At 73.4% G+C, this 21,120-nt stretch carries 20 protein-coding genes and 1 riboswitch; of the genes, 3 read left to right on the top strand and 17 right to left on the bottom strand.

Annotated elements, in window-relative coordinates:
* Window positions 1-59: 59 nt before the first annotated feature.
* The 11 genes from GCL84_RS09785 to dacB all read right to left on the bottom strand — a co-directional run bounded on the left by GCL84_RS09785 (window position 60) and on the right by dacB (window position 12,946).
* Window positions 60-1,952, bottom strand: coding sequence for a DUF6779 domain-containing protein (locus GCL84_RS09785; protein ID WP_156755075.1), 1,893 nt, complete (start codon window positions 1,950-1,952; stop codon window positions 60-62).
* 46 nt (window positions 1,953-1,998) lie between these two features.
* Window positions 1,999-2,463: a DUF3180 domain-containing protein gene (locus GCL84_RS09780; RefSeq protein ID WP_156755074.1), complete on the bottom strand. Its 465-nt coding sequence runs from the start codon at window positions 2,461-2,463 to the stop codon at window positions 1,999-2,001.
* Window positions 2,460-2,945 (bottom strand): 2-amino-4-hydroxy-6-hydroxymethyldihydropteridine diphosphokinase, encoded by a 486-nt coding sequence (gene folK / locus GCL84_RS09775; protein WP_156755073.1) that lies wholly within the window; start codon window positions 2,943-2,945, stop codon window positions 2,460-2,462. Before folK ends, GCL84_RS09780 begins: the two co-directional genes overlap by 4 nt.
* The gene (gene folB, locus GCL84_RS09770) at window positions 2,942-3,322 is read right to left on the bottom strand and encodes a dihydroneopterin aldolase (RefSeq protein ID WP_156755072.1); all 381 of its coding nucleotides are present in this window, start codon (window positions 3,320-3,322) and stop codon (window positions 2,942-2,944) included. The genes folK and folB overlap by 4 nt, the downstream gene beginning before the upstream one ends.
* The gene (gene folP / locus GCL84_RS09765) at window positions 3,319-4,116 is read right to left on the bottom strand and encodes a dihydropteroate synthase (RefSeq protein WP_197523142.1); all 798 of its coding nucleotides are present in this window, start codon (window positions 4,114-4,116) and stop codon (window positions 3,319-3,321) included. Before folP ends, folB begins: the two co-directional genes overlap by 4 nt.
* Window positions 4,117-4,145: 29 nt before the next feature.
* Window positions 4,146-4,766, bottom strand: coding sequence for a GTP cyclohydrolase I FolE (gene folE, locus GCL84_RS09760; RefSeq protein WP_156755071.1), 621 nt, complete (start codon window positions 4,764-4,766; stop codon window positions 4,146-4,148).
* Between the two features lie 45 nt (window positions 4,767-4,811).
* On the bottom strand, window positions 4,812-7,151 hold the full coding sequence (gene ftsH, locus GCL84_RS09755) for an ATP-dependent zinc metalloprotease FtsH (RefSeq protein ID WP_156755070.1): 2,340 nt from the start codon (window positions 7,149-7,151) through the stop codon (window positions 4,812-4,814).
* Window positions 7,152-7,369: 218 nt separating this feature from the next.
* Window positions 7,370-7,918: a hypoxanthine phosphoribosyltransferase gene (gene hpt / locus GCL84_RS09750; protein WP_156755069.1), complete on the bottom strand. Its 549-nt coding sequence runs from the start codon at window positions 7,916-7,918 to the stop codon at window positions 7,370-7,372.
* A 10-nt stretch (window positions 7,919-7,928) separates the two neighbouring features.
* A complete protein-coding gene (gene tilS / locus GCL84_RS09745) occupies window positions 7,929-8,852 on the bottom strand; it encodes a tRNA lysidine(34) synthetase TilS (protein WP_156755068.1) in 924 nt (307 codons plus the stop codon).
* Complete coding sequence (locus GCL84_RS09740) at window positions 8,849-9,904, bottom strand: zinc-dependent metalloprotease (RefSeq protein WP_197523141.1); 1,056 nt, start codon at window positions 9,902-9,904, stop codon at window positions 8,849-8,851. Before GCL84_RS09740 ends, tilS begins: the two co-directional genes overlap by 4 nt.
* 57 nt (window positions 9,905-9,961) lie before the next feature.
* Complete coding sequence (dacB, locus tag GCL84_RS09735; RefSeq protein WP_156755067.1) at window positions 9,962-12,946, bottom strand: D-alanyl-D-alanine carboxypeptidase/D-alanyl-D-alanine endopeptidase; 2,985 nt, start codon at window positions 12,944-12,946, stop codon at window positions 9,962-9,964.
* Between the two features lie 126 nt (window positions 12,947-13,072).
* Here dacB and GCL84_RS09730 point away from each other — a divergent pair, with 126 nt between their 5' ends.
* Window positions 13,073-13,570, top strand: a complete 498-nt coding sequence (locus GCL84_RS09730) for an inorganic diphosphatase (RefSeq protein ID WP_156755066.1) — start codon at window positions 13,073-13,075, stop codon at window positions 13,568-13,570.
* Between the two features lie 49 nt (window positions 13,571-13,619).
* On the opposite strand, the gene GCL84_RS09725 is transcribed toward GCL84_RS09730, so the two are convergent.
* From GCL84_RS09725 to GCL84_RS09710, 4 genes are all read right to left on the bottom strand, one after another.
* Window positions 13,620-14,159, bottom strand: a complete 540-nt coding sequence (locus GCL84_RS09725) for an SMI1/KNR4 family protein (RefSeq protein ID WP_197523132.1) — start codon at window positions 14,157-14,159, stop codon at window positions 13,620-13,622.
* A gap of 342 nt (window positions 14,160-14,501) precedes the next feature.
* On the bottom strand, window positions 14,502-16,127 hold the full coding sequence (locus GCL84_RS09720; RefSeq protein WP_156755064.1) for an MDR family MFS transporter: 1,626 nt from the start codon (window positions 16,125-16,127) through the stop codon (window positions 14,502-14,504).
* Window positions 16,124-16,657, bottom strand: a complete 534-nt coding sequence (locus tag GCL84_RS09715; RefSeq protein ID WP_235926121.1) for a MarR family winged helix-turn-helix transcriptional regulator — start codon at window positions 16,655-16,657, stop codon at window positions 16,124-16,126. The genes GCL84_RS09720 and GCL84_RS09715 overlap by 4 nt, the downstream gene beginning before the upstream one ends.
* A 116-nt stretch (window positions 16,658-16,773) precedes the next feature.
* A complete protein-coding gene (locus GCL84_RS09710) occupies window positions 16,774-18,036 on the bottom strand; it encodes a serine hydroxymethyltransferase (RefSeq protein ID WP_156755063.1) in 1,263 nt (420 codons plus the stop codon).
* A gap of 31 nt (window positions 18,037-18,067) precedes the next feature.
* A riboswitch (ZMP/ZTP riboswitch) is annotated at window positions 18,068-18,157 on the bottom strand.
* Window positions 18,158-18,205: 48 nt separating this feature from the next.
* On the opposite strand from GCL84_RS09710, the gene GCL84_RS09705 reads away from it, so the two are divergent.
* Entirely contained in the window at window positions 18,206-18,664 is a 459-nt protein-coding gene (locus GCL84_RS09705; protein ID WP_156755062.1) for a DUF4442 domain-containing protein, read from the top strand.
* Here GCL84_RS09705 and GCL84_RS09700 read toward each other — a convergent pair.
* Entirely contained in the window at window positions 18,661-19,179 is a 519-nt protein-coding gene (locus GCL84_RS09700; RefSeq protein ID WP_156755061.1) for a gamma carbonic anhydrase family protein, read from the bottom strand. The genes GCL84_RS09705 and GCL84_RS09700 overlap by 4 nt on opposite strands.
* Window positions 19,180-19,202: 23 nt before the next feature.
* Here GCL84_RS09700 and GCL84_RS09695 point away from each other — a divergent pair, with 23 nt between their 5' ends.
* Complete coding sequence (locus GCL84_RS09695) at window positions 19,203-20,234, top strand: LLM class F420-dependent oxidoreductase (RefSeq protein WP_156755060.1); 1,032 nt, start codon at window positions 19,203-19,205, stop codon at window positions 20,232-20,234.
* On the opposite strand, the gene GCL84_RS29955 is transcribed toward GCL84_RS09695, so the two are convergent.
* Window positions 20,202-21,086 carry a hypothetical protein gene (locus GCL84_RS29955; RefSeq protein WP_235926120.1) on the bottom strand — a complete coding sequence of 295 codons (885 nt, stop codon included), beginning with the start codon at window positions 21,084-21,086 and terminating at the stop codon, window positions 20,202-20,204. The two genes, GCL84_RS09695 and GCL84_RS29955, sit on opposite strands and share 33 nt — an antisense overlap.
* Window positions 21,087-21,120: the final 34 nt, after the last annotated feature.

Genomic DNA, 21,120 nt, shown 5'->3' with positions numbered 1-21,120 from the left:
TGATCTTAGGGGATCGACCGGGCTCGACCGGGCAGGCTCGGGGGTTGGTGGTCGCCCGGTCAGTCCTCGGCGCGGCGGCGGTGCCTGCGGGGGATGGCGGTGGTGGCGCCGTGGGCGGCGAGGAGTTCCTCCACGGACTTGCCCTGGGCGTGGGAGCCGCCCTGTTCGGCGGGCGGGGTCGCGTGCGAGCCGGTGTCGGCGCGGCGGCGGCCCTCGTCCTGGTCGGCGGTCGGCCTGCGGCGGCCGTCGTCGGACTCGGGCCTGCGGCGGCCGGGGTCCCCGACCGCGGGGAAGGTGCCGGTCTGCGCGCGGCGGCGGCCCTCGGCCGGTTCGACCGGGGCGTGCCTGCCGGACTCCTGCCTGACGTCGCCGCCCGCCGGGACGGCGGGGAAGGTGCCGGTCGGGGCTCGGCGGCGGCCCTCGGGCTGCTCCTGGCCGGTGTGGGTTCGGCGGCGGCCCTCGCCTGGGTCCTGGACCGGCCTGCGCTCGACGGGGGGGAAGGCGCCCGTGGGGGTGCGGCGGGGCTCGGCGGTCCCGGTGGGAGCGCGGCGCGGCTCGACGGGGTTCTGCGGGGCCGGGTAGGCGCCGGTCGTGGCGGGGCGGGGGTCGGCCGGGCCCTGCGGGGCGGAGTGGGCGTTCGCGGGAGCACGGCGGGGCTCGGCCGCGTCCTGCGGGGCCGTCGCGGAGCGGCGGCGGTCGGCCGCGTCCTGCGGGGCCGTCGCGGAGCGGCGGCGGTCGGCCGCGTCCTGCGGGGCGCGGCGGGGCTCGTCGAAATCCGCGGACTGGGTGCGGGCGGTGGTGGCCGAGGAGCGAGCCGGGGGCTGGACGGGGGGGAAGGACCCCGTCGGGGTGCGCCGGGGGGCGTCTGCCTGGGGCGCGGGATAGGCGCCGGTGGCGGTGGAGCGGCGGACCGGGCGGCGGTCGGCGGGGGCCTGGGCGGGGCGGGACTCCGGGGCGACAGCGGGGAAGGTGCTGGTCTCGGGCTCCGCGGGGACGTGGCGGTTGGCCACCTCGTCGGTGCGCAGGGGGCGCCCGCCGCCGGGGTTGGCGACCGCGGGGAAGGCGTCGGAGGGGTGGCGGGCGTCGGCGATGGGCCTGCGGCGGGCGGTCAGGGGGGCGGCGGCGCGCGAGGGGGCCTGGCCGGGGGCGCGCTGCGGCTCGGGCTGGCCGGGGGTGGTGTGGCCGGGGCCGTGCGGCGCGGACGGGGCGGGCTGGGCCGCGGTGCGCTTGGGGTCGGCCTGACCGGGGCGAGCGGCGCCGGGCCTGTTCGGGGTGGAGCGGGTGGGGGCGGCGTGCGGGGAGTCCGGTTGGCGCTGCGGCTGGGAACGCGTGGACTGGGCGGCGGCCGGGCGGCGGTTGGCGTCCCAGGACGGCTTCCACTCCTGCTCGACGTTGTCGCGGTCGAACCAGCCGTCGTCGTGCGGGTCGATGGCGTGCTGGTCGACGGTCAGCCTGCGCAGGTTGCCCGGCCCGCCCGTGCCCGACTCGGCCAGGCCGCGCATCCGGATCGCCTCGGCGTGCAGGGCGATGCGCTCGACGAGGACCTCGCCGCCGAGCAGCGACTGCAGGTAGTCGCGCATGTCCTTGAGCTCGGAGCGCAGCGCGTGCAGGTCGGCGGCGGACTTCTCCTCGGCGGTGCGCTTGGCCTCGGCCGCGGTCTCCAGCTCGAACTCGCGGCGGGCGGCGACCTCGCGCTCGAGCTCGAGCTCGTAGACCTTGCGCAGCTCGGCCGTCGACGCGGCGCGGTCGGCCGCCTGCTTGCGGTACCGGGCGGCGACGAACGTGCCTGCCAGCGCGGCCCACAGCGCGGCGACGACACCCAGCCGCATCCACTTCAACGACTCGCCGAAGACCAGGACCGCGGTGGCCCCCGCCGCCAGGACCAAACCCGCCACGAGCAGCAGCCGCGCCATCGGGGCGCGGTCGTCACGCTCGCCGGACGAATCGGTCATGCGCCCTACCGTACCGGCCTGTTACCCGGCCGAGACCAAACGGATCTCACGTTGTTGATCGTTCTTCATCCGTGTAGGGGTCGTCCGGGGTCCGGCAGCAGTGCTCGAGCCACAGCGCGGCGGCGACCAGCAGGGCGGCGCTCACCGCCGCGATCACCGCGCCCGGCACGTCGTCGGCCGCCGCGGTGATCCGGTCGCGCTTGGGCAGCAGGTAGACCAGCGCCCCGACCCACACACCGGTCATCAGCGACCCGAGCACCGACGACGCCTTGGCCAGCGCCAGCGCCCGCGCGGCCGACAGCGCCTGCACGGGCTTGCCCGGCCTGCCCTGGACGCGCGAGCGCAGCCCGTACCCGAACAGCGCCTCGACCACGGCCAGCGCCGCCAGCGGAACCCCGGCGGCCAGCGGAACCCCCGGCAGCTCTGCGTAGAACAGGGAGAACCCGCCCAGACCGATCACGGCCCCCGCGATCGCCACCAGCAGCAGGTCCTGCTTGTTCGTCGGCTTCACCGCAGCTCCAAGTCGTCGCGCCTGCGCACCCCGGCGGTGTCCAGCCCGGCCAGCAGGTCCCGCGCCCGACCCGCGCCCGGCACGACCGCGTCCGGCTCGACGTCCAGCCACGGCACCAGGACCGTCGCCCGCTCGGCCGTGCCCGGGTGCGGCAGCAGCAGCTCGGGGTCGTCGCTGCGCACCCCGTCGACGGTGACCACGTCCACGTCCAGCGTCCGGGGCCCCCAGCGGACCTCGCGGACCCGGCCGCTGGCGTCCTCCGCCGCCTGGCCGCGCCGCAGCCAGCCCCACTCGTCCACCGACGGTGACTCGACCACCAAGACGGCGTTGAGGAAGTCCGGCTGGTCAGCCACACCCCACGCCGCGGTCTCGTACACCGGTGAGACAGCGACGACCTCATCGGCGAACGCGGCGACGGCCGAGCGCAGGTGCGCCAGCCGGTCCCCCAGGTTCGACCCCAGGGACAGCACGGCCCGGCTCACCGCGCCCCGCCCCGCGACCGCCGCGACCGGCGGACCGTGACGGCGACGTCGGCGAACGACAGCGGGATGGGCGCGGCGGGTTTGTGCACGGTGACCTCGACGGCGTGCACGCGGTCGTCGCCCATCTCGCCATCGGCGATGCGGGTGGCGACCGTCTCGATCAGGTCGTGCGGCTCGCCCGCGACCACGGCGGCGGCGCGCTCGGCCAGCTCGCCGTAGTGCACGGTCTTGGTCAGGTCGTCGGTCGCCGCGGCCTCGGCGAGGTCGATCCACAGCGTGATGTCGACGACGAAGTCCTGGCCGTCGCGCTTCTCGTGCTCGAACACCCCGTGGTGGCCGCGCACGGTCAGCCCGGTCAGCGTGATCCGGTCGGTCATCGGACTCCCCTCATGGCGGCCACCACGGCGACCGCGTCCAGCGAGCGGTCCACGTCGTGCACCCGCACGCCCCACACCCCGGCGGCGGCGGCGAGGGCGGTGATCGCGGCGGTGGCGTCCTCCCGCCCGTCCGGGGGCCGCGGCGACCCACCGGGACCGGGGAGCAGGGTGCCCAGGAAGCGCTTGCGCGAGGCGCCGACCAGCACCGGGAACCCGGTGTCGATCAGCACGTCGAGCCCGCGCAGCAGCGCCCAGTTGTGCTCGGCGCGCTTGGCGAAGCCCAGGCCGGGGTCGAGCACGATCCGCTCCGGCGCGACGCCCGCGGCCAGCGCCGCGTCCACCTGGGTCAGCAGTTCGGCGCGGACGTCGGCGACCACGTCGCCGTAGGTGGCCAGGGCCGCCATGTCGGCGCTGTGCCCGCGCCAGTGCATCAGCACCCACGGCGCCCCGCTCGCGGCGGCGACCCCGGCCATCGCCGGGTCGGCCCGCCCGCCGGAGACGTCGTTGATCACTTGCGCGCCCGCGTCCAGCGCCGCCTCGGCGACGGCCGCGCGGGTGGTGTCGACGCTGACCGCGACGCCCGCGGCGGCCAGCGCGCGCACGACGGGCACGACCCGCTCGACCTCGACCCCCGGGGCAACGCGCTCGGCGCCGGGCCGGGTCGACTCACCGCCGACGTCGACCAGGTCCGCGCCGCGCCGCCACAGCGCCAGGCCGTGCGCGATCGCGTCGTCGAGGTCGAGGAAGCGGCCACCGTCGGAGAACGAGTCGGGGGTGACGTTGAGGACCCCCATCACCGCGCAGCGGCCGGGGGCGGGCAGCGTCACCTGGTGCGCCCGTTGATGAGCTGCATGGCCTCGGCGCGCGAGGAGGGGGAGGTCTTGAACTGCCCGCGCAGCGCGGAGGTGGTGGTGCGCGCCCCGGGTTTGCGGATGCCGCGCATCGCCATGCACAGGTGCTCGGCCTCGATGACGACGATGGCCCCGCGCGCGTCGAGCTTGCGCATCACCGCGTCGGCGATCTGCGAGGTCAGCCGCTCCTGCACCTGCGGGCGCTTGGCGAACAGGTCGACGAGCCTGGCCAGCTTGGACAGCCCCGTCACCCGGCCGGTGAGGGCGGGGATGTAGCCGACGTGCGCCACCCCGTGGAAGGGCACCAGGTGGTGCTCGCAGGTGGAGTACATGGGGATGTCGGTGACCAGGACCAGTTCCTCGTGGTCGACGTCGAAGGTCTTGTCGAGGACGTGCTCGGGGTCGGTGTAGAGACCGGCGAACAGCTCCGCGTAGGCGCGCGCGACCCGCGCGGGCGTCTCGCGCAGGCCCTCGCGATCGGGGTCCTCACCGCAGGCGAGCAGCAGTTCGCGGACCGCGCGCTGGGCGCGCTCCTGGTTGAACGCCGGGGCTGGGACTGCTGTCGTCCCAGCCCCGTCTGTCGTGGTCGTCATCGGCACCTCCGTCGATCGCGGCGGCCACACGCCGCCACCATCGCATCAGGAACCGCTGCCGCGCCCGTCAGCGTCCCGTTCACCACCGTTGGCCTCGTCACCCTTGGGCTGCTCGGCCTGGTGGCCGTTGCCCTGGGGCGGCTGCGGGGCCGGGTTCCACTGCGGACCGTTGTTGCGCGGTGCCGTGCCCGGGGTCCAGCCGGGGGGCGCGCCGTAGTGCGGCGGGCCCGAGCTGCGACCGGGCTGGTAGGTCTGCCCGTAGGGCGGCGTGCCGTTGGCGCCGGGGTTGCCGTAGGGCGGCGGAGCGCCCTTGCCGTTGGTGCCGGGCGGCAGTTCCGGGGTGCTGTGCGGCGGGCCGCCGGGCAGGTCGCCACCACCGGGCGCGACCGCGACCGGGGTCTCCCGCCTGGCCTTCTCCTCGAGCCGGGCCTTCTCCTGCTCGTCCGGCCACGGCTCGCCGCGCTCGATCGCCAGCTCGCGCCGGGTCTTGATCGGCGGCTTGTCCGACGGGGTGCGGTCGCCGAAGTCGTTGAACGCGGTGATGCGCGGCCGCTTCTCGACGCCGGAGAAGATGCGCTCGAGGTCGCTGCGGTTGAGCGTCTCCCGCTCGAGCAGCTCCTCGACGAGGCTGTCGAGCACGTCGCGGTAGGTGTTGAGCACCTCCCACGCCTCGGTGTGCGCGGCCTCGATGAGCTTGCGCACCTCCTCGTCGATGCCGTGCGCGACCTCGAGGGAGTAGTCCGCCCCGTGGCCCATCGACCGGCCCAGGAACGGGTCGCCCTGCTCCTGGCCGTAGCGGACGGCGCCGAGCTTGGCGCTCATCCCGTACTCGGTCACCATCGCCTTGGCGATCTTGGTCGCCTGGTCGATGTCGCTGGACGCGCCGGTCGTCGGCTCGTGGAACACCAGCTCCTCGGCCGAGCGGCCGCCGAGGGCGAACACCAGGCGGGCGATCATCTCCGAGCGGGTCATGATCTGCTTGTCGTCCTCGGGGACGACCAGCGCGTGCCCGCCGGTGCGCCCGCGCGGCAGGATCGTGAGCTTGTAGACCGGCTCCAGGTCGGGCATGGCCCACGCGGCGAGCGCGTGCCCGCCCTCGTGGTAGGCCGTGATCTTCTTCTCCTTCTCGGAGATGATCCGGCTCTTTCGGGCCGGGCCGCCGACGACGCGGTCGACCGACTCCTCCAGCGCCGCGCCGGTGATCAGCGTGCCGCCCTGGCGCGCGGTGAGCAGCGCCGCCTCGTTGAGCACGTTGGCCAGGTCGGCGCCGGACATGCCGACGGTGCGCTTGGCCAAGCCGTCGAGGTCGACGTCGTCGCCCATCGGCTTGCCGCTGCCGTGCACCTGCAGGATCTTCTTGCGGCCGGACATGTCCGGGGCCGACACCGGGATCTGCCGGTCGAACCGGCCGGGGCGCAGCAGCGCCGGGTCCAGGATGTCGGGCCGGTTGGTGGCCGCGATGAGGATGATTCCGCCGCGCGCGTCGAAGCCGTCCATCTCGACCAGCAACTGGTTCAGCGTCTGCTCGCGCTCGTCGTGGCCGCCGCCGAGGCCCGCGCCGCGCTGGCGGCCGACCGCGTCGATCTCGTCGACGAAGATGATGCACGGGGAGTTCTGCTTGGCCTGCTCGAACAGGTCGCGCACCCGGGAGGCGCCGACACCGACGAACATCTCGACGAAGTCGGAGCCGGAGATCGAGTAGAACGGCACCCCGGCCTCACCCGCGACGGCGCGGGCGAGCAGGGTCTTGCCGGTCCCGGGGGGCCCGTAGAGCAGCACGCCCTTGGGGATCTTCGCGCCCAGGGCCTGGTAGCGGCCCGGGTTCTGCAGGAAGTCCTTGATCTCGTAGAGCTCTTCGACGGCCTCGTCGGCGCCCGCGACGTCGGCGAACGTCGTCTTGGGCATGTCCTTGGACAACTGCTTGGCCTTGGACTTGCCGAAGTTCATCACCCGGTTCCCGCCGCCCTGGACGTTGTTCATCATCCACATCAGCAGCAGCAGGAGCAGGCCGAGCGGGATGAGGAAGATCAGGATCTGGGTGAGGAAGGACTCCTGGGTGACCTCGGTCTTGAAGTCGGTCTGGCCCGAGTCGATCAGCTGGTCGTAGATCGACGGCGTCGCCCTGGCCGGGAACTGCGTCAGGATCTGGGTGACCTGCTGCCCGTCCTGCTCGATGGCGTTGTTGAGGGTGAGCTTGAGCTGCTGCTCCTTGTCACCGAGTTCGGCTTCCTTGACGTTGCCGGCGGTGATCTGGGCCACAGCCTTCGACGTGGACACGTTCGTATACCCGCGCGTGTCGTCGAAGAGCTGGCTGAAGACCAAATAGATCAACACCGCAGCCAAGATCCACAGCAGCGGGTTGCGAAGCAGGCGCTTGCGATCCATGCGCTTACGGCCGCGGCGGCGGCCTCCACCCTCCCTGACTTGCCCTGGGGGCAATGACGACCATTGCCCGACCGGACGGGGCCTCCGGTCCCACCAGAGTACCGTCCGCGTGGGCGCCCTCACCGGACGAAGCCCGGAGGGGCGCCACAGAGGGGTCAACGCGCGACCGGCCGGCCGGGTTCCCGCCGGTCACAGCCCATCCGCGCCGGGTCCGACCGCTACCCCGAGTACACCTTGGGATCGAGCGTGCCGATGTAGGGCAGGTCCCGGTAGCGCTCGGCGTAGTCCAGGCCGTAGCCGACGACGAACTCGTTGGGGATCTCGAAGCCCACGTACTTGACCGGCACCTCGACCTTGATCGCGTCCGGCTTGCGCAGCAGCGTCACCACCTCCAGCGAGCGCGGGTTGCGCGAGGCCAGGTTCTTGAGCAGCCAGGACAGCGTCAGCCCGGAGTCGATGATGTCCTCGACGATCACCACGTCACGGCCCGCGATGTCGCGGTCGAGGTCCTTGAGGATGCGGACCACCCCCGACGACGACGTGGCCGAGCCGTACGAGCTCACCGCCATGAACTCCAACTGGACCGGCACCGGCAGGGCGCGGGCGAAGTCGGTCATGAACATGACCGCGCCCTTGAGGACCCCGACGAGGACCAGGTCCGAGCCGCTCTCCGGGTAGTCGGCGGCCACCTTGGTGGCCAGCTCCGTGATCTTCTCGTCGATCTCCTGCTTGGAGATGAGCACGGACGCGATATCGCCGTCGTACACGGCACCCCTCTCAGGTTTCCGGCCTTCCACAGGTGAGCCTGCCATGCGCGCGGCGCGCCACCAAGCCACCGGGCAGCGCCACACCCCCCTGACCTCGCCACCGCGTGACGAGTTCCTCCACCGAGCGCAGGTGCGCGTCGGTCAACCCGGAGACCCCGCACCCCGCCAACCAGCGGCGCAGCGCCCGGCGGCGCAGCGCGGCGGGCACGGTGGCGAGGGTGGCCGGGTCGGGTTCGAGCCCCTCGGCGAGTTCGTCGAGGGCGGCGAGATCGTCCTGCAACTGGGCGGCGGTGCGCGCCAGCGCGGCCGCGACCCCGCCCTGCAGGACGTCCTCGAGGAGCGGCAGCACCTCGCCGCGCAGCCGGACGCGGGTGAAGCGGGGGTCGGTGTTGTGCGGGTCGTCCCACGGCTCGAGGCCGAGCGCGGCGCACGCCCGGCGGGTGGTGGCCCGCGCGACGCCCAGCAGCGGGCGGGCCCAGGGCGGGTCGAGCGGGCGCATCCCGGCGATGGAGCGCGGCCCGGACCCGCGGCCGAGGCCGAGCAGCACGGTCTCGGCCTGGTCGTCGCGGGTGTGGCCGAGCAGGATGAGGCGGGCCCCGGCCGCTGAGCGCAGCGCGGTGTGGCGGGCGCGGCGGGCGGCGGCCTCCGGACCGCCGGGGCCGTCGACGACGACGGTCAGCACCCGCACGGCGTCGAAGCCGAGCCCGTCGAGCTGCTCGGCGGCCCTGGCCGCGACCTCGGCGGAGCCTGCCTGCAGGCCGTGGTCGACGACCAGGCCCTCGACGCGGTCGCACTCGTGGCGGGCGGCGGCGGCCAGGGCCAGCGAGTCGGCGCCACCGGACACGGCGACGCACACGTCCGCGTCCCGACCACCGAAGAGCCTGCGCACCGCGACCCTGGTCTCGGCGACCGCTGGGTGCGGTTTGCGGCTCATGGGCAGACGCGGCGGACCCAGGCCTGCGGGTCGCTCAGCTCGGAGCGCAGCGGCAGCGTCTCCGGCGAGGTCCAGATCGCGTTGAACGCGGTCATGCCGACGGTGTCGACCACCTCGGTGGTGAACTTCGCGCCGACCGCGTACTGCTTCATCTTGGCGTCGACGCCGAGCAGGCTGCGCAGCACGCGGTCGAGCAGCCCGCCGCCCTTGCGCCGCTCGGTGAAGCGCTTGCGGATGGTGGTCACGCTGGGCACGACCACCGGGCCGACGGCGTCCATGACGTGGTCGGCGTGCCCCTCCAGCAGCGTCGACATCGCGATCAGCCGGTCGAACACCGCCCGCTGGGCGGGCGACTGCATCAACTCGACCACGCCCATCGGACCGGACGACGACGTCGGGTCCGGCTTGCCCCTGGCCGCCTTGAGCAGCTCCGGCAGCCGGGTGCTCAGGCTCTCCGCCGAGTCCTCGAGCCCGCCGACGAAGCCCGCGACCTGGTCGCGGAAGTACCCGCGCAGCCACGGCACGGCGGTGAACTGCAGCCGGTGGGTGCACTCGTGCAGGCAGACCCACATGTCGAAGTCGGCGGCGTCGACCTCCAGCGCCCGGCGCGCGGCGACGATGTTCGGCGCGACCAGCAGCAGCTTCCCGGACTCGCCCGCGAACGGGTCGTACTGGCCGAGCACCCGGCTGCCCAGGTAGGCCAGCACCACGCCCGCCTGCACCCCGGCGGTCCCGGCCATGACCGCGGCGGCCTTGCCGGTGCGGGTGGGCAGCGCGCCGTCGGTCATCGCGGCGATGCCGTCCGCGGCGCTGCGCAGCCACGACGCGCGGTCGACCACGACCCCGTCGAGCAGCGGCCCGCCGCCGAGCCCGGTCAGCTCGCGCACGTGCCCCTCGGCCTCGGCGGTGATCGACCGCAGCCGGGCCACCGACGCCTCGGCCTCGGCCACGGGCACGGACGGACCGGGGCGGACGAGTCTGCTCGCGGTCGAGACGGCGACGTCCCAATCGATCGGCGGGACCCCGGGGCTCGCGTCGTGCCCCGCGTGCACGGCGGCATCCGTCCTGGTCGCGTTCACCCCCACGACGCTACCCGAGCTGAAAACCCCTCACCGGCAGCCGCAGCCGCGCAGCGCGGCCGCGATCGTGTCCAGGGCGGGCCGGGTCCCCGGGCCGTCCGCGCCGTTCGACATCAGCGCGAACACCAGCACCCGGCCGTCCTCGTCGAGCACCACCCCGGCGAGCGTGTTGACCCCGGACAGGGTGCCGGTCTTGGCCCGCACCCAGCCGCGGCCGGGCTGCCCGCCACCCTGCTGGTAGCGGGTGGCGAGGGTGCCGCTGCCGCCCGCGACGGGCAGCGCGCCGAGCAGCGGGCGCAGCTTGGCGGTGCGCTGGTCGCCGCCGTCCGGCGACGCGGCGACCTCGAGCACGTCGGCCAGCAGCGCCACGGTCACCTTGTTGTCGGTGGACAGTCCACTGCCGTCACTGAGCTCCAGTGAGGTGGTGTCGAACCCGTTCTCCCGCAACGTCTCGATCACCGCTTCGCGCGCGCCTGCGAACGACGGGTCCTTGCCCTTGGCCCGCGCGACCTCGCGGCCGAGCGCCTCGGCGAGCACGTTGTCCGACCGCTGCAGGCTGGTGTCGACCAGCTCCACGAACGGCGCCGACCGCACCTCGCCGAGCACCTTGGCCCCGGCGGGCGCCTGGGTGATGGCGTTGTCCGGCACCTGCGCGCCGATCCGCTCGGCGAACTCCTCGGCCAGGTCGCGCGCCGGGTTCTGCGCGCGCGGCGAGGTGGCCTTGGTGGCGTCGGCGCGGCCGCCGTCGAGCATCGCGGGCACCATCGGCGAGATGTAGCCCACGCCGACGTCGCCGGGCAGCCAGCCGTCGGCCAGCAGCGGCCCGGTGTACCGGTCGAGGTCGAGCAGCACCGTGTCGACCGCCCCTGTGGTCTTCACCTGGTTGACCAGGTCGGTCAGGTGTGCCGCGCCCGGGTAGACCGAGTTCTTGCCAGGCTCGAGCGAGGACAGCGTGGGGTCGCCGCCGCCGATGATGATGACCGTGCCGGGCTTGTCGCCCTGGACGACGCGGGTGACCCACTGGTCGGCGGGCGGCAGCACGAGCAGCGCCGCCGCCGAGGTCAGCAGCTTGGTCGTCGACGCGGGCACGAGCGGGGTGTCAGCGCCCTGGGAGAACAGCACCTCGCCGGTGGCCGGGTCGAGCACCACGCCGGTCAACGTGCCCAGGGCCGGGTCGCCGAGGGGCCCGGCCAGCGCGCTGCGCACCCCCGCCGCCGTCGGCGGTGCGGCGTCCCCGCCGGGCCCCTTGAGCGTCGGCGTGAACTCGACGGCGGCGGGCGGCGGCGCACTGGCCTCCGGCTCCCCGCTGGTCAGGCCGATCTGCGCGGCCAACCCCGGCACCAGGAAGACCACCGCCGCCGCGATCGCGACCGCGGCGACCAGCGCCACGGCGGTGACCAGGCCCCTGCGGGACTTGCGGGGCGCCTCGGGCTCGGGGGTGCTCGGCTGGATGCGCTGGGGCTTGGCGCGCGCGGGCTCGGCGGCGGGCGGCGCCTCGTCGGCCGGCTCGGTGACCTCGGCGGGCCCCGGGAGGCGGATGACCTGGGTGCGCTCGGCGGGCCGGACCGGGGACAGGCCGGTGACCTGGGTGCGCTCGGCCGGGGCCTCGGGCGGCGTGGCGCGGCCCCAGGCCGGGGCGGGCGGGCGGGGGGCGGTGCGGTCCGGGGCCTGGGGCGCCTCGGGGAGGGGCAGGGCCGCGGTGCTGTCGGCGCGGTCCTGGCCTGTGGCCGGGCGCGGGAGGGCGGTGGTGTCGCTGTCGACGCGGAGCTCAGGTGGGACGCGGATCAGGCCGGTGCGCTCGGCGTCCGAGGTGTCGCGCGGGGGCTGCTCGGGCAGCCGGATGAGCCCGGTCGCCTCCGCCCCGGACTCGTCGGACTCGGCGGACTCGGCGGACTCTGAGGGCGGCTGCCCGGCCCGCGGCAGGTCCGCGATGGGGATGAGGCTCGTCCGCTCGGCGGCGGGCACCTCCGCGACGAACTCCTCGCTGTCGTCGAGGGCGTCCTCGTCCAGGTCGTCGACGAGCGCATAGGCCCCCGCGACCCGCTCGTCGCCGGCCCGCACGACCTCCGGTTCGTCGTCGAGCACCTCGACGGGCGCGCCGACGTTCCAGTTGAACGAGAACGACGGGACCCGCGGCTGCGCCGCCCCCGCCGGGGCCTGCGCGTCCTCGGTGGGCTCGGCGTCGGGCTCGGTTCGGGGGTCGTCTTCTTGATCCACGATGGCCGCGACAGCGGGCTCGGGCTCGTTCTGCTCGGGCTCGTTCTGCTCGGGCTCGTTCTGCTCGGGCTCGGCCGCCTCGGGCTCGGCCTGCTCAGGCTCGGGCCGCGCCGCCTCGGCCAGCTCCGGCTCCGGCTCCGGCTCCGGCTCCGGCTCCGCAGCATGGTCGATCTCAGCAGGCTCAGACGCCTCCGCTGCCACCTCGTCCGGCTGCGGCTCAGCCACCTCCGGCTCAGCCACCTCGGGCTCAGCCTGGTCAGGATCGGCCTGCCCGACCACCTCGGGCTCGGCCGCCTCGGGCTCAGCCAGCGCGTCCGCTTCCGGCTCAGCCGCGGGCTCGTCCTCCGACTCGACCTCGACGGGATCGGCGTCAGCAACGTCCGCCGACCCCGACCCGGCCTCAGCCGCAGGCTCGTCCGAGTCCTCCTGGTCGGCGGGCCACTGGGCCTCGACGACCGGCTCGTCCGGGGCCTCGGTCCCGCCCGGGGACTCCCCCGCGACCGGTCCTGCTTCCTCATCGACCTCGGGCCAGGCGGCGCTTTCACCCGAAGGTGTGAGGGGTTTGTCCGGTTCCGCTTCGCTCGGTGAGACGTGGGACTCGTCACTTCCCGGGGCCGCCGCGACGGCCCCCGCCTGGGGAGCGGCGCTGTCGTCGTCCTCATCAGGCCAAGCGGCGGTGTCCTGCGCGGGCCAGTCCGGGGTACCCTGCGAATCCGCCAGGGGACGTTTTACCTGCTCAGCAGGGGTGTCGGCGGTGGGGTCACCGGGCTGCCCGGAGGTATGGTCCTGCTCGGGCACGCTGAGTCCTCCCCTGGTGGCCTGTGAACGGTCGCACCACGTCCGCCGGTATCGGTGCGGGACGCCCGCACGGTGTGGTCCACACTAGTGAAGTAGCAGAAGCAGCCGAGACGAGCGAGGGACGGCGTGGAGTTCGACGTCACCATCGAGATCCCCAAGGGGAACCGAAACAAGTACGAGGTGGACCACGAGACGGGCCGCATCCGTCTCGACCGCACGCTGTTCACCGCCACGCAGTACCCAGCCGACTACGGGTTCATCGAGAACACGCTCGGCGAGGACGGCGACCCGTTGGACGCGCTGGTGCTGGTCCAGGAGCCGACTTTCCCCGGCTGCCTGATCAAGGCCAGGACCATCGGCATGTTCCGCATGACCGATGAGAAGGGCGGCGACGACAAGGTCCTGTGCGTCCCGGCCAACGATCCGCGCACCGAGCACCTGCGCGACATCCACCACCTGGCCGAGTACCACCGCCTGGAGATCCAGCACTTCTTCGAGGTCTACAAGGACCTCGAGCCGGGCAAGAGCGTCGAGGGCGCGAGCTGGGTCGGCCGGACCGAGGCGGAGGCCGAGATCGAGCGCTCGTACAAGCGGCTCAAGGAGTCGGGTCTCACCCTGCACTGACGCCGTCGCGGACCAGGCCCCGCGCGCACGCCAGGCGCGGGGCCCGTGATCAGCGGACGACCCACCCCAGCGCACCGTCGCCGTCGACAGTCGGCCGGTAGCGCGCGGCCAGTGGGCCAGTGCCGGAGCTGAGCAGCTCGGCGGTCTGCTCCAGCAGGTCGGGCAGGGTCGGTGGCCACCCGCCCCGCCCCGCGCCGGAGTGCTCCGCCAACCTGGCCGCACCGCGTTGGTCGAGGTAGAGCACGCTCCCCGCGCCACCGGAGGCGAACGGCACGAACTGCCCGTCCCACTCGGCGACCCGCGCACACAGCTCACGCGCCTTGCGGCTGATCTCCGTGGTCGACAGCGGCGCGTAGAGCGGCGGCAGCGTGAAGCCGCCGACCCTGGCCCCGTTGTGCACGCCCAGGCTGACCACGAGGTCGCCGGGCAGTTGCACCCCGAGCTCGCGCTGCAACTCCGCGATCTGCTCCGGCGTCGCGGGCGCGTTCCACCGCTCCGCCGTCGCGGGCGCGAAGTCCCGCAACCACTCATCGATGCGCTGCCACGCCGCCTCCACGCGACCTCGGGCAGCGGCGGCGGGCTCGGACACCACGGGGCCACCGGCGCCGAGTTCGCAGCGGTTCTTCGTAGTGGTGGCAGGCGCCGCCGGAGGAGCCCCCCGGTCGCGCGCAACGCCCAGCCCCCACGCCCCGGCAATGATCAACCCCCCAACCAGGAAGATCGACAGCACGACGCGCACGGCGAAAGGTACCCCACCCCCGCGCACGACGGGGTCACAAGCAACGCTCAACACTTTCCGCCACGCCGTCACCACCGACGATCAAGCGGGCGTCAAGACCCTCGCCGTCGCGGGGGAGCAGGCGTGCGGTCCTCGCAGATAGCAAGAAGGACCCCCGCAAGCGCAGGGGTCCTTCCGCGACAACGTCAAGACTCAGTGCATGGCCACCGGCGCAGGCTCCTCATCCGCGGCCCGCTCGATCCCCGACTTGGTCGACAGCGGTGCCTCCTTGAGGAACCAGACCAGCGCGAAAGCCACCATCACCACGACCCCGCCGACCAGGAACACCGTGTCGAGCGCGCTGGCGAACCCGGACAGCACCGGCCGTGCCAGAACCGGGTCGAGGGTGGCCAGGAACTCGGTGTTGTTCAGGTCGATGCCCGCCCCGGGGGTGAACTGCGGGTTCTGCCCCGCGGCCGCCAAGAACGCCGGGTCGGTCCGGACGGCGGCGAAGGCGGAGGTGATGCGGTCCCCGACGACGCTGAACAGGATCGACAGGAACACCGCCGTCCCCACGGTGCCGCCGATGGAGCGGAAGAAGGCCGCCGAGGAGGTGGCCACGCCCATGTCCTTCACCGGGGCGTCGCTCTGGATGATCAGGATGAGGGTCTGCATGTTCAGGCCGAGGCCGACGCCCGCGAGCAGCATGATGCCCATGGTCTGCCAGATCGGGGTGTCGACGCCGATGGTGGCGAACAGGAACAGCGCCGCGGCCAGGGCGCCCAGGCCGATGATGGGGTACCGCAGGTAGCGGCCGGTCTTGGAGATGAGCGCGCCCGAGCCCAGGGCGGCGGCGAGGATGCCGACGGTCATCGGCAGGGTCATCAGGCCCGACTCGGTCGGGGTCGCGCCCTTGACGATCTGCAGGTAGAGCGGCAGCGACATCATCATGCCGAACATGCCCACGCCCATGATGAAGTTGATGGCGTTGGCCAGGGCGAACGTCCGGCGGCGGAACAGGCGCAGCGGCAGCAGCGCGGCGTCGCCCATGCGCCTCTCGACGACCACGAACGCGGCGACGCCCACGACGCCGAGGGCGTAGGCCAGCAGCGCGCGGCCGGAGGCCCAGCCCCACTCCCGGCCCTGCTCGGCGACGATCAGCAGCGGCACCAGGCCGACGGTCAGGGTGACCGCGCCCCAGTAGTCGACCCGCTGCGGCACGCGCTTGTGCGGGACGTTGAGGTAGCGGGCGACGACGACCAGCGCGACGAGCGCGATCGGGATGTTGATCAGGAAGACCCAGCGCCACCCGTCGAAGCCCGCGAAGGTGGGCATGTCCGCGAAGAAGCCGCCGACGACCGGTCCGGCCACTGAGGACAGACCCCAGATGCCCATGAAGTAGCCCTGGTACTTGGAGCGCTCGCGCGGCGAGACCATGTCGGCGATGATCGCCAGCGCCAGCGACATCAGGCCGCCCGCGCCGAGGCCCTGCACCGCGCGGAACGCGGCGAGCTCGTACATCGAGTCCGCGATGCCCGAGAGCACCGAGCCGAGCAGGAAGACGGAGATCGCGACCAGGTAGAGCGGCTTGCGGCCGTAGATGTCGGACAGCTTGCCGTAGAGCGGGGTGGAGATGGTGGCGGTGATCAGGTAGGCGGTGGTGGCCCAGGCCTGGATCGTCTGGCCGTGGAGCTGGTCGGCGATGGTCTTCATCGCCGATGCCATGATCGTCTGGTCCAGCGCGGCCAGCAGCATGCCGAGCATGAGTCCGGACAGGACGGTCAAGATCTGCCGGTGGCTCAGTTGCCCCGGCGCGGCATCCGAAACCGGAGTGCTCATCGGGATTCCCCTTCCGAACGCACCGGTCCGGCGCACTCGTTGATCATGATGGGTAGGTAGTCCTGGTGGTCGCCGAGGAAGCGCTCGAACAACTCGATGAAGTGGTCGAGGTCGGCGGGCTCCCAGTGCCGGACCATGCGGGTGAGGGAGAGCGCGAACCGGGCGCGCTGCTCCTCGAGCAGCCGCACGCCCGCGGCGGTGACGGCCAGCAGGCTGGCGCGTCCGTCCTCCGGGTCGGCGCGGCGCTCGACGAGACCGTCCTTGACCAGCGTCGCCACCTGGCGGCTGACCGTGGAGGGGTCGGAGTGCACCGCCTCGGCGAGCGCCCGCGAACGACTCGGGCCGAGGTGGAGGAGGTTCTTGAGCAGGATGAACGCGGAGCGGTCGATCCCAGTCGTCCGGTTCATCCTGGCGATGAAGGCGCCTTGCTGCTTGCCGAAGCCCATGATGGCGTTCGCCAGCCGCTCGCCCCGCTCGACCTCGGTCGAGGACAGTTCGGCGGATGGCGCGTCGGGCTTCGGCGTGACCATGGTTGCGACCCCCGAGTTGCTTGCAGCACCCAATTAGATGGTAGATACAAGCATGAACCTCGGGGGCCGCTCCGGGCAAACCAATAAGCTGTGACTCCGGTCGCAGTGTTCGCGGATCAGGCCCAGCCGGGCATGGGGTAGCTCGCGAGCAGCTCGCGGATCTCGCCCGCGACCGCCCGGATCTCGCCCGCGTCGTCCTCGGCGCCCGCGCGCACGGCCCGGTCGATCCACTCGGCGAGCTTGGGCATCTGCTCGACGCCCAGGCCGCGGGTGGTGATCGCGGCGGTGCCCAGCCGGATGCCGGACGGGTCGAACGGCTTGCGCGGGTCGAACGGCACGGTGTTGTAGTTCAGCTCGATCCCCGCGGCGTCCAGCGCTTGGGCGGCGGGCTTGCCCGCGATCGCCTTCGAGGTCAGGTCGACCAGGACCAGGTGGTTGTCGGTGCCACCGGAGACCAGGTCGAAGCCGCGCTCCACCAGCGCCTCGGCCAGCGCCCGCGCGTTGGCGACCACGGCGTGGGCGTAGTCGCCGAACGCGGGGGTGGCCGCCTCGCCCAGCGCCACGGCGATCGCGGCCGTGGTGTGGTTGTGCGGGCCGCCCTGCAGGCCGGGGAAGACCGCCTTGTCCAGCCGCTTGGCGAACTCGGCGTCGGACATCAGCATCGCCCCGCGCGGCCCGCGCAGCGTCTTGTGCGTGGTGGTGGAGATGACCTGCGCGTGCCCGACCGGCGACGGGTGCGCCCCGCCCGCGATGAGCCCGGCGATGTGCGCGATGTCGGCGACGAGCACCGCGCCGATCTCGCGGGCGATCTCGGCGAACCCGGCGAAGTCGATGGTGCGCGGGATCGCCGTGCCGCCGCAGAAGATCAGCTTCGGCCGCTCGGCGCGGGCCAGGTCGCGCACCTGGTCGAGGTCGACCCGGCCGGTGTCCGCGCGCACGCCGTAGCGCACGGGGTTGAACCACTTGCCGGTCGCCGAGACCGACCAGCCGTGGGTCAGGTGGCCGCCCGCGGGCAGCGCCATGCCCATGACGGTGTCGCCGGGGTTGGCCAGCGCGAGGTAGACCGCCAGGTTGGCCGGGGACCCGGAGTAGGGCTGGACGTTGGCGTGGTCGACGCCGAACAGCGCCTTGGCCCGCTCGACCGCGAGCACCTCCACCGGGTCGACGAACTGCTGGCCCTCGTAGTACCGCTTGCCCGGGTAGCCCTCGGAGTACTTGTTGGTCAGCACGGTGCCGGTCGCCTCGAGGACGGCCTGCGACACGTAGTTCTCCGACGCGATGAGCCGGACCTTCTCGAACTGGCGCCGCGCCTCGCCCTCGACGAGTCCGGCGACCTCGGGGTCGGCGGCGGTGAGCGACGGGATGACTGGCTGGTGCACGGGCGGGCCCTTCTGCGCGCGGCTGGGTCGCGCGGGGCGCCCAGGCGTTCGGCGCCGAACTCCGCCTCGACCGCTCCCCGGTGGTCACTTCCACCCATGCACGCCAGTAGCGGTCACCGGTGAGCCTAACAGTGGCGCGACCAAGTTACCGGCGAGTAATGTCGCGCCCATGAGCACCGACTTCTCCTGGGTCGCCGACGCGATGAAGCAGTCCGTCCCCTGGGTCAGCACCGCGGGCGTGGAGTTCACCGAGGTCAGCGCCACCCGCGTGGTCTGCGCCCTCACCGACGTCGAGTCCCAGCGCAACCACGTCGGCGGCCCGCACGCCGCCGTCATGTTCGGCCTCGCCGAGACCGCTTCCGGCGCGGTGGGCCTGGCGGCCATCAACCACGTGATGTCGAAGGCGACGCCGCTGGTGGTCAGCTCCGAGATCCGCTACAAGAAGCTGGCGCTGGGCGACCTCACGGTCGAGGCCGTCCTGACCCGCCCCGCCGACGAGGTCGTCGCCGAACTCGAGTCCGGCAAGCGCCCCGAGTTCCAGGTGGACTGCACGATCTCCAACGGCGAGGGCGTGACCACCGCCGAGATGTCGGTGGTGTGGACGCTGAAGCCGATCAAGAAGGCTTAGAGCTCCTTGATCCCGTCGGCGTGCCTGCGGGCGAGGTGGTGGTAGACCGCCGCGTTGTGGTCGACCATGAGCTTGGCGACCCCGTCCAGCGGCACCTGCCGCTTGGCGGGGACGCCCATGGCCACGACCTCGCCGGGCACGTGCGTGCCGGGGCCGACCATCGCGCCCGCCGCGATCAGGGTGCGCTCGCCGATCACGGCGCGGTCCTGGATCGTCGCGCCGTTGCCGATGAGGGCGCCCGCGCCGATCGTGCAGTCGTGCACGACGCAGAGGTGGCCGATGGTGGCGTTGGCGCCGACCTCGCAGCCCTCGTTGTTGCAGTGGATGACCGAGTTGTCCTGGATGTTGCAGCCCTCGCGCAGCACGACCGGGCCGAGGTCGGCGCGGATCACCACGCCGTACCAGACCGACACCCCCGCCTCGACCGTCACGTCGCCGACGAGGGTGGCGGTGGGGGCGATCCAGGCGGTGGGGTCCACCTGCGGCGCCTTGCCTTCAAACGAGTAGAGGGGCATGGGGGCAGATTAATGTGGCCGCCATGAGGCTGGATTCGGGTGGTTACGCGAGCACGGTGTCCCAGGCGGCCGACGCCGTCGTCGCGGCCGAGCGGGCCGGGTACGACGGCGCCTGGGTGGCCGAGACGCAACTGGACCCGTTCGTCGCGCTGGCGGTGGCCGCGGAGCGGACCGAGCGCATCGAGCTGGTGACGGCCATCGCGGTGGCCTTCGCGCGCAACCCGATGACCGTGGCGGTGGCGGCCAACGACCTGCACCTGCTCTCCGGCGGGCGGTTCGTCCTGGGGCTGGGCGCGCAGATCAAGCCGCACATCACCAAGCGGTTCAGCATGCCGTGGACGGCCCCGGCCGCGCGGATGCGCGAGTTCGTGCTGGCCGTGCGGGCGATCTGGTCGGCGTTCGAGACCGGCGAGCGGCTGGCGTTCCACGGCGAGCACTACCAGCACACGCTGATGACCCCGTTCTTCGACCCGGGGCCCAACCCGCACGGCAACCCCAAGGTCTACCTGGCCGCCGTCGGGGAGCGGATGACCGAGGTGGCGGGCGAAGTGGCCGACGGGATGCTGTGCCACAGCTTCACCACCGAGCGGTACCTGCGCGAGGTGACCATCCCGGCGCTGGAGCGCGGGCGGGCCAAGGCTGGCAAGCCGCTGGCCGGGTTCGAGATCAGCGGGCCGTCCTTCGTCGCGACCGGCAGCACGGACGAGCAACTGGCCGCGTCGATCGCCTCGGTGCGCAAGCAGATCGCCTTCTACGGGTCCACCCCCGCGTACCGGCCGGTTCTTGAGCTGCACGGGTGGGGCGAGCTGCAGGACGACCTCTACGCGTTGTCCAAGCGCGGCGAGTGGGACGAGATGGCCGACCGGATTCCCGACGACGTGCTGAACACCTTCGCCGTCGTCGGCTCGCCCACCGAGGCGGCGGCGGAGATCCGGCGCCGCTACGCCGATGTCGTGGACCGGGTCAGCCTGACCACCGCCGACGCGCCCGACCCGGCGCGCTGGACCGAGGTCTACGCGGCCCTACGCGAAGCGGGCGACAGCGCCGCAGGCTAGGACGAAGAACACCAGCACGACCAGGGTCGAGGACGCCCCGCCGCCCACCGAGCTGGTGACGACCTGGTCGACGGAGCCGCTGAGCCGCACCCCGCAGTCGGCGGTGACCAGGTGCCGCCCCGGTTCGACCCGGGTGAACTCGACCCCGGCGGTGAACTCCCCCTTGTCGTCGGCCCGGGCCGTCCCGACGCGCTCGCCCCCGGAGCTGAGCACGACGTCCGAGCCGGGCGCGCAGCCCTCGCCCTCGGCGGTGAGCTCGTCGCCGGGGTTGATGCTCGCCCGGTCGAGGCGCAGGTCCCCGCGCGGCAGGTCGCCGCTGGTGATCGGCGGCTGGCTCGTCGTCGGCGGCGGGGCGGTCGGGGTGGTGCTCGGTGGCGCCGTCGTGGGCGTGGTGGCGCTCGGCGCCGCTGTCCGCGTCGGGGTGACTCGCGGCGGGGTGGTCGTCGTGGGTGGCGGGATGTCGGGGGAGACGGTGGTCGTGGACGGTGGCGGGGGCGTCGTCGGGACCGACCTGGTGACGGTGAAGGTGAGGTCGCGCCGGGACTCGCCGCAGCGGGCGGTGATCGCGTAGGAGCCCGGCGCGGTGGACGGCGGGACCGTTGACGACAGCGAGAGCTGGTCCCAGGACGTCGTGGGCAGCGCGGTCAGTTGGCTGCTGAACGACACGGTCTTGCACGGCCAGGCCGAGGCGTCGGTGTACCAGGAGATCGTGAACGGGGAACCCGCCGGTCCGCTGCTCGGCGACACCGATGCCCCGAACAGCGCCTGCGCCCGGGCGGGCGCGACCGATCCCACAGCCAGCCAGCCGAGCAGCACGGCGAGGCCCGCCGCGACGATGCCCACAGTGCGCACCCTGTCCACCTCGAATCCGCGGGTCGACCCGCCC

This window comes from Actinokineospora pegani (assembly GCF_009745975.1).
Lineage (GTDB): Bacteria > Actinomycetota > Actinomycetes > Mycobacteriales > Pseudonocardiaceae > Actinokineospora > Actinokineospora pegani.
Note: the sequence above shows the minus strand (reverse complement) of the source record. Positions and strands in the feature narration are given on the sequence as shown.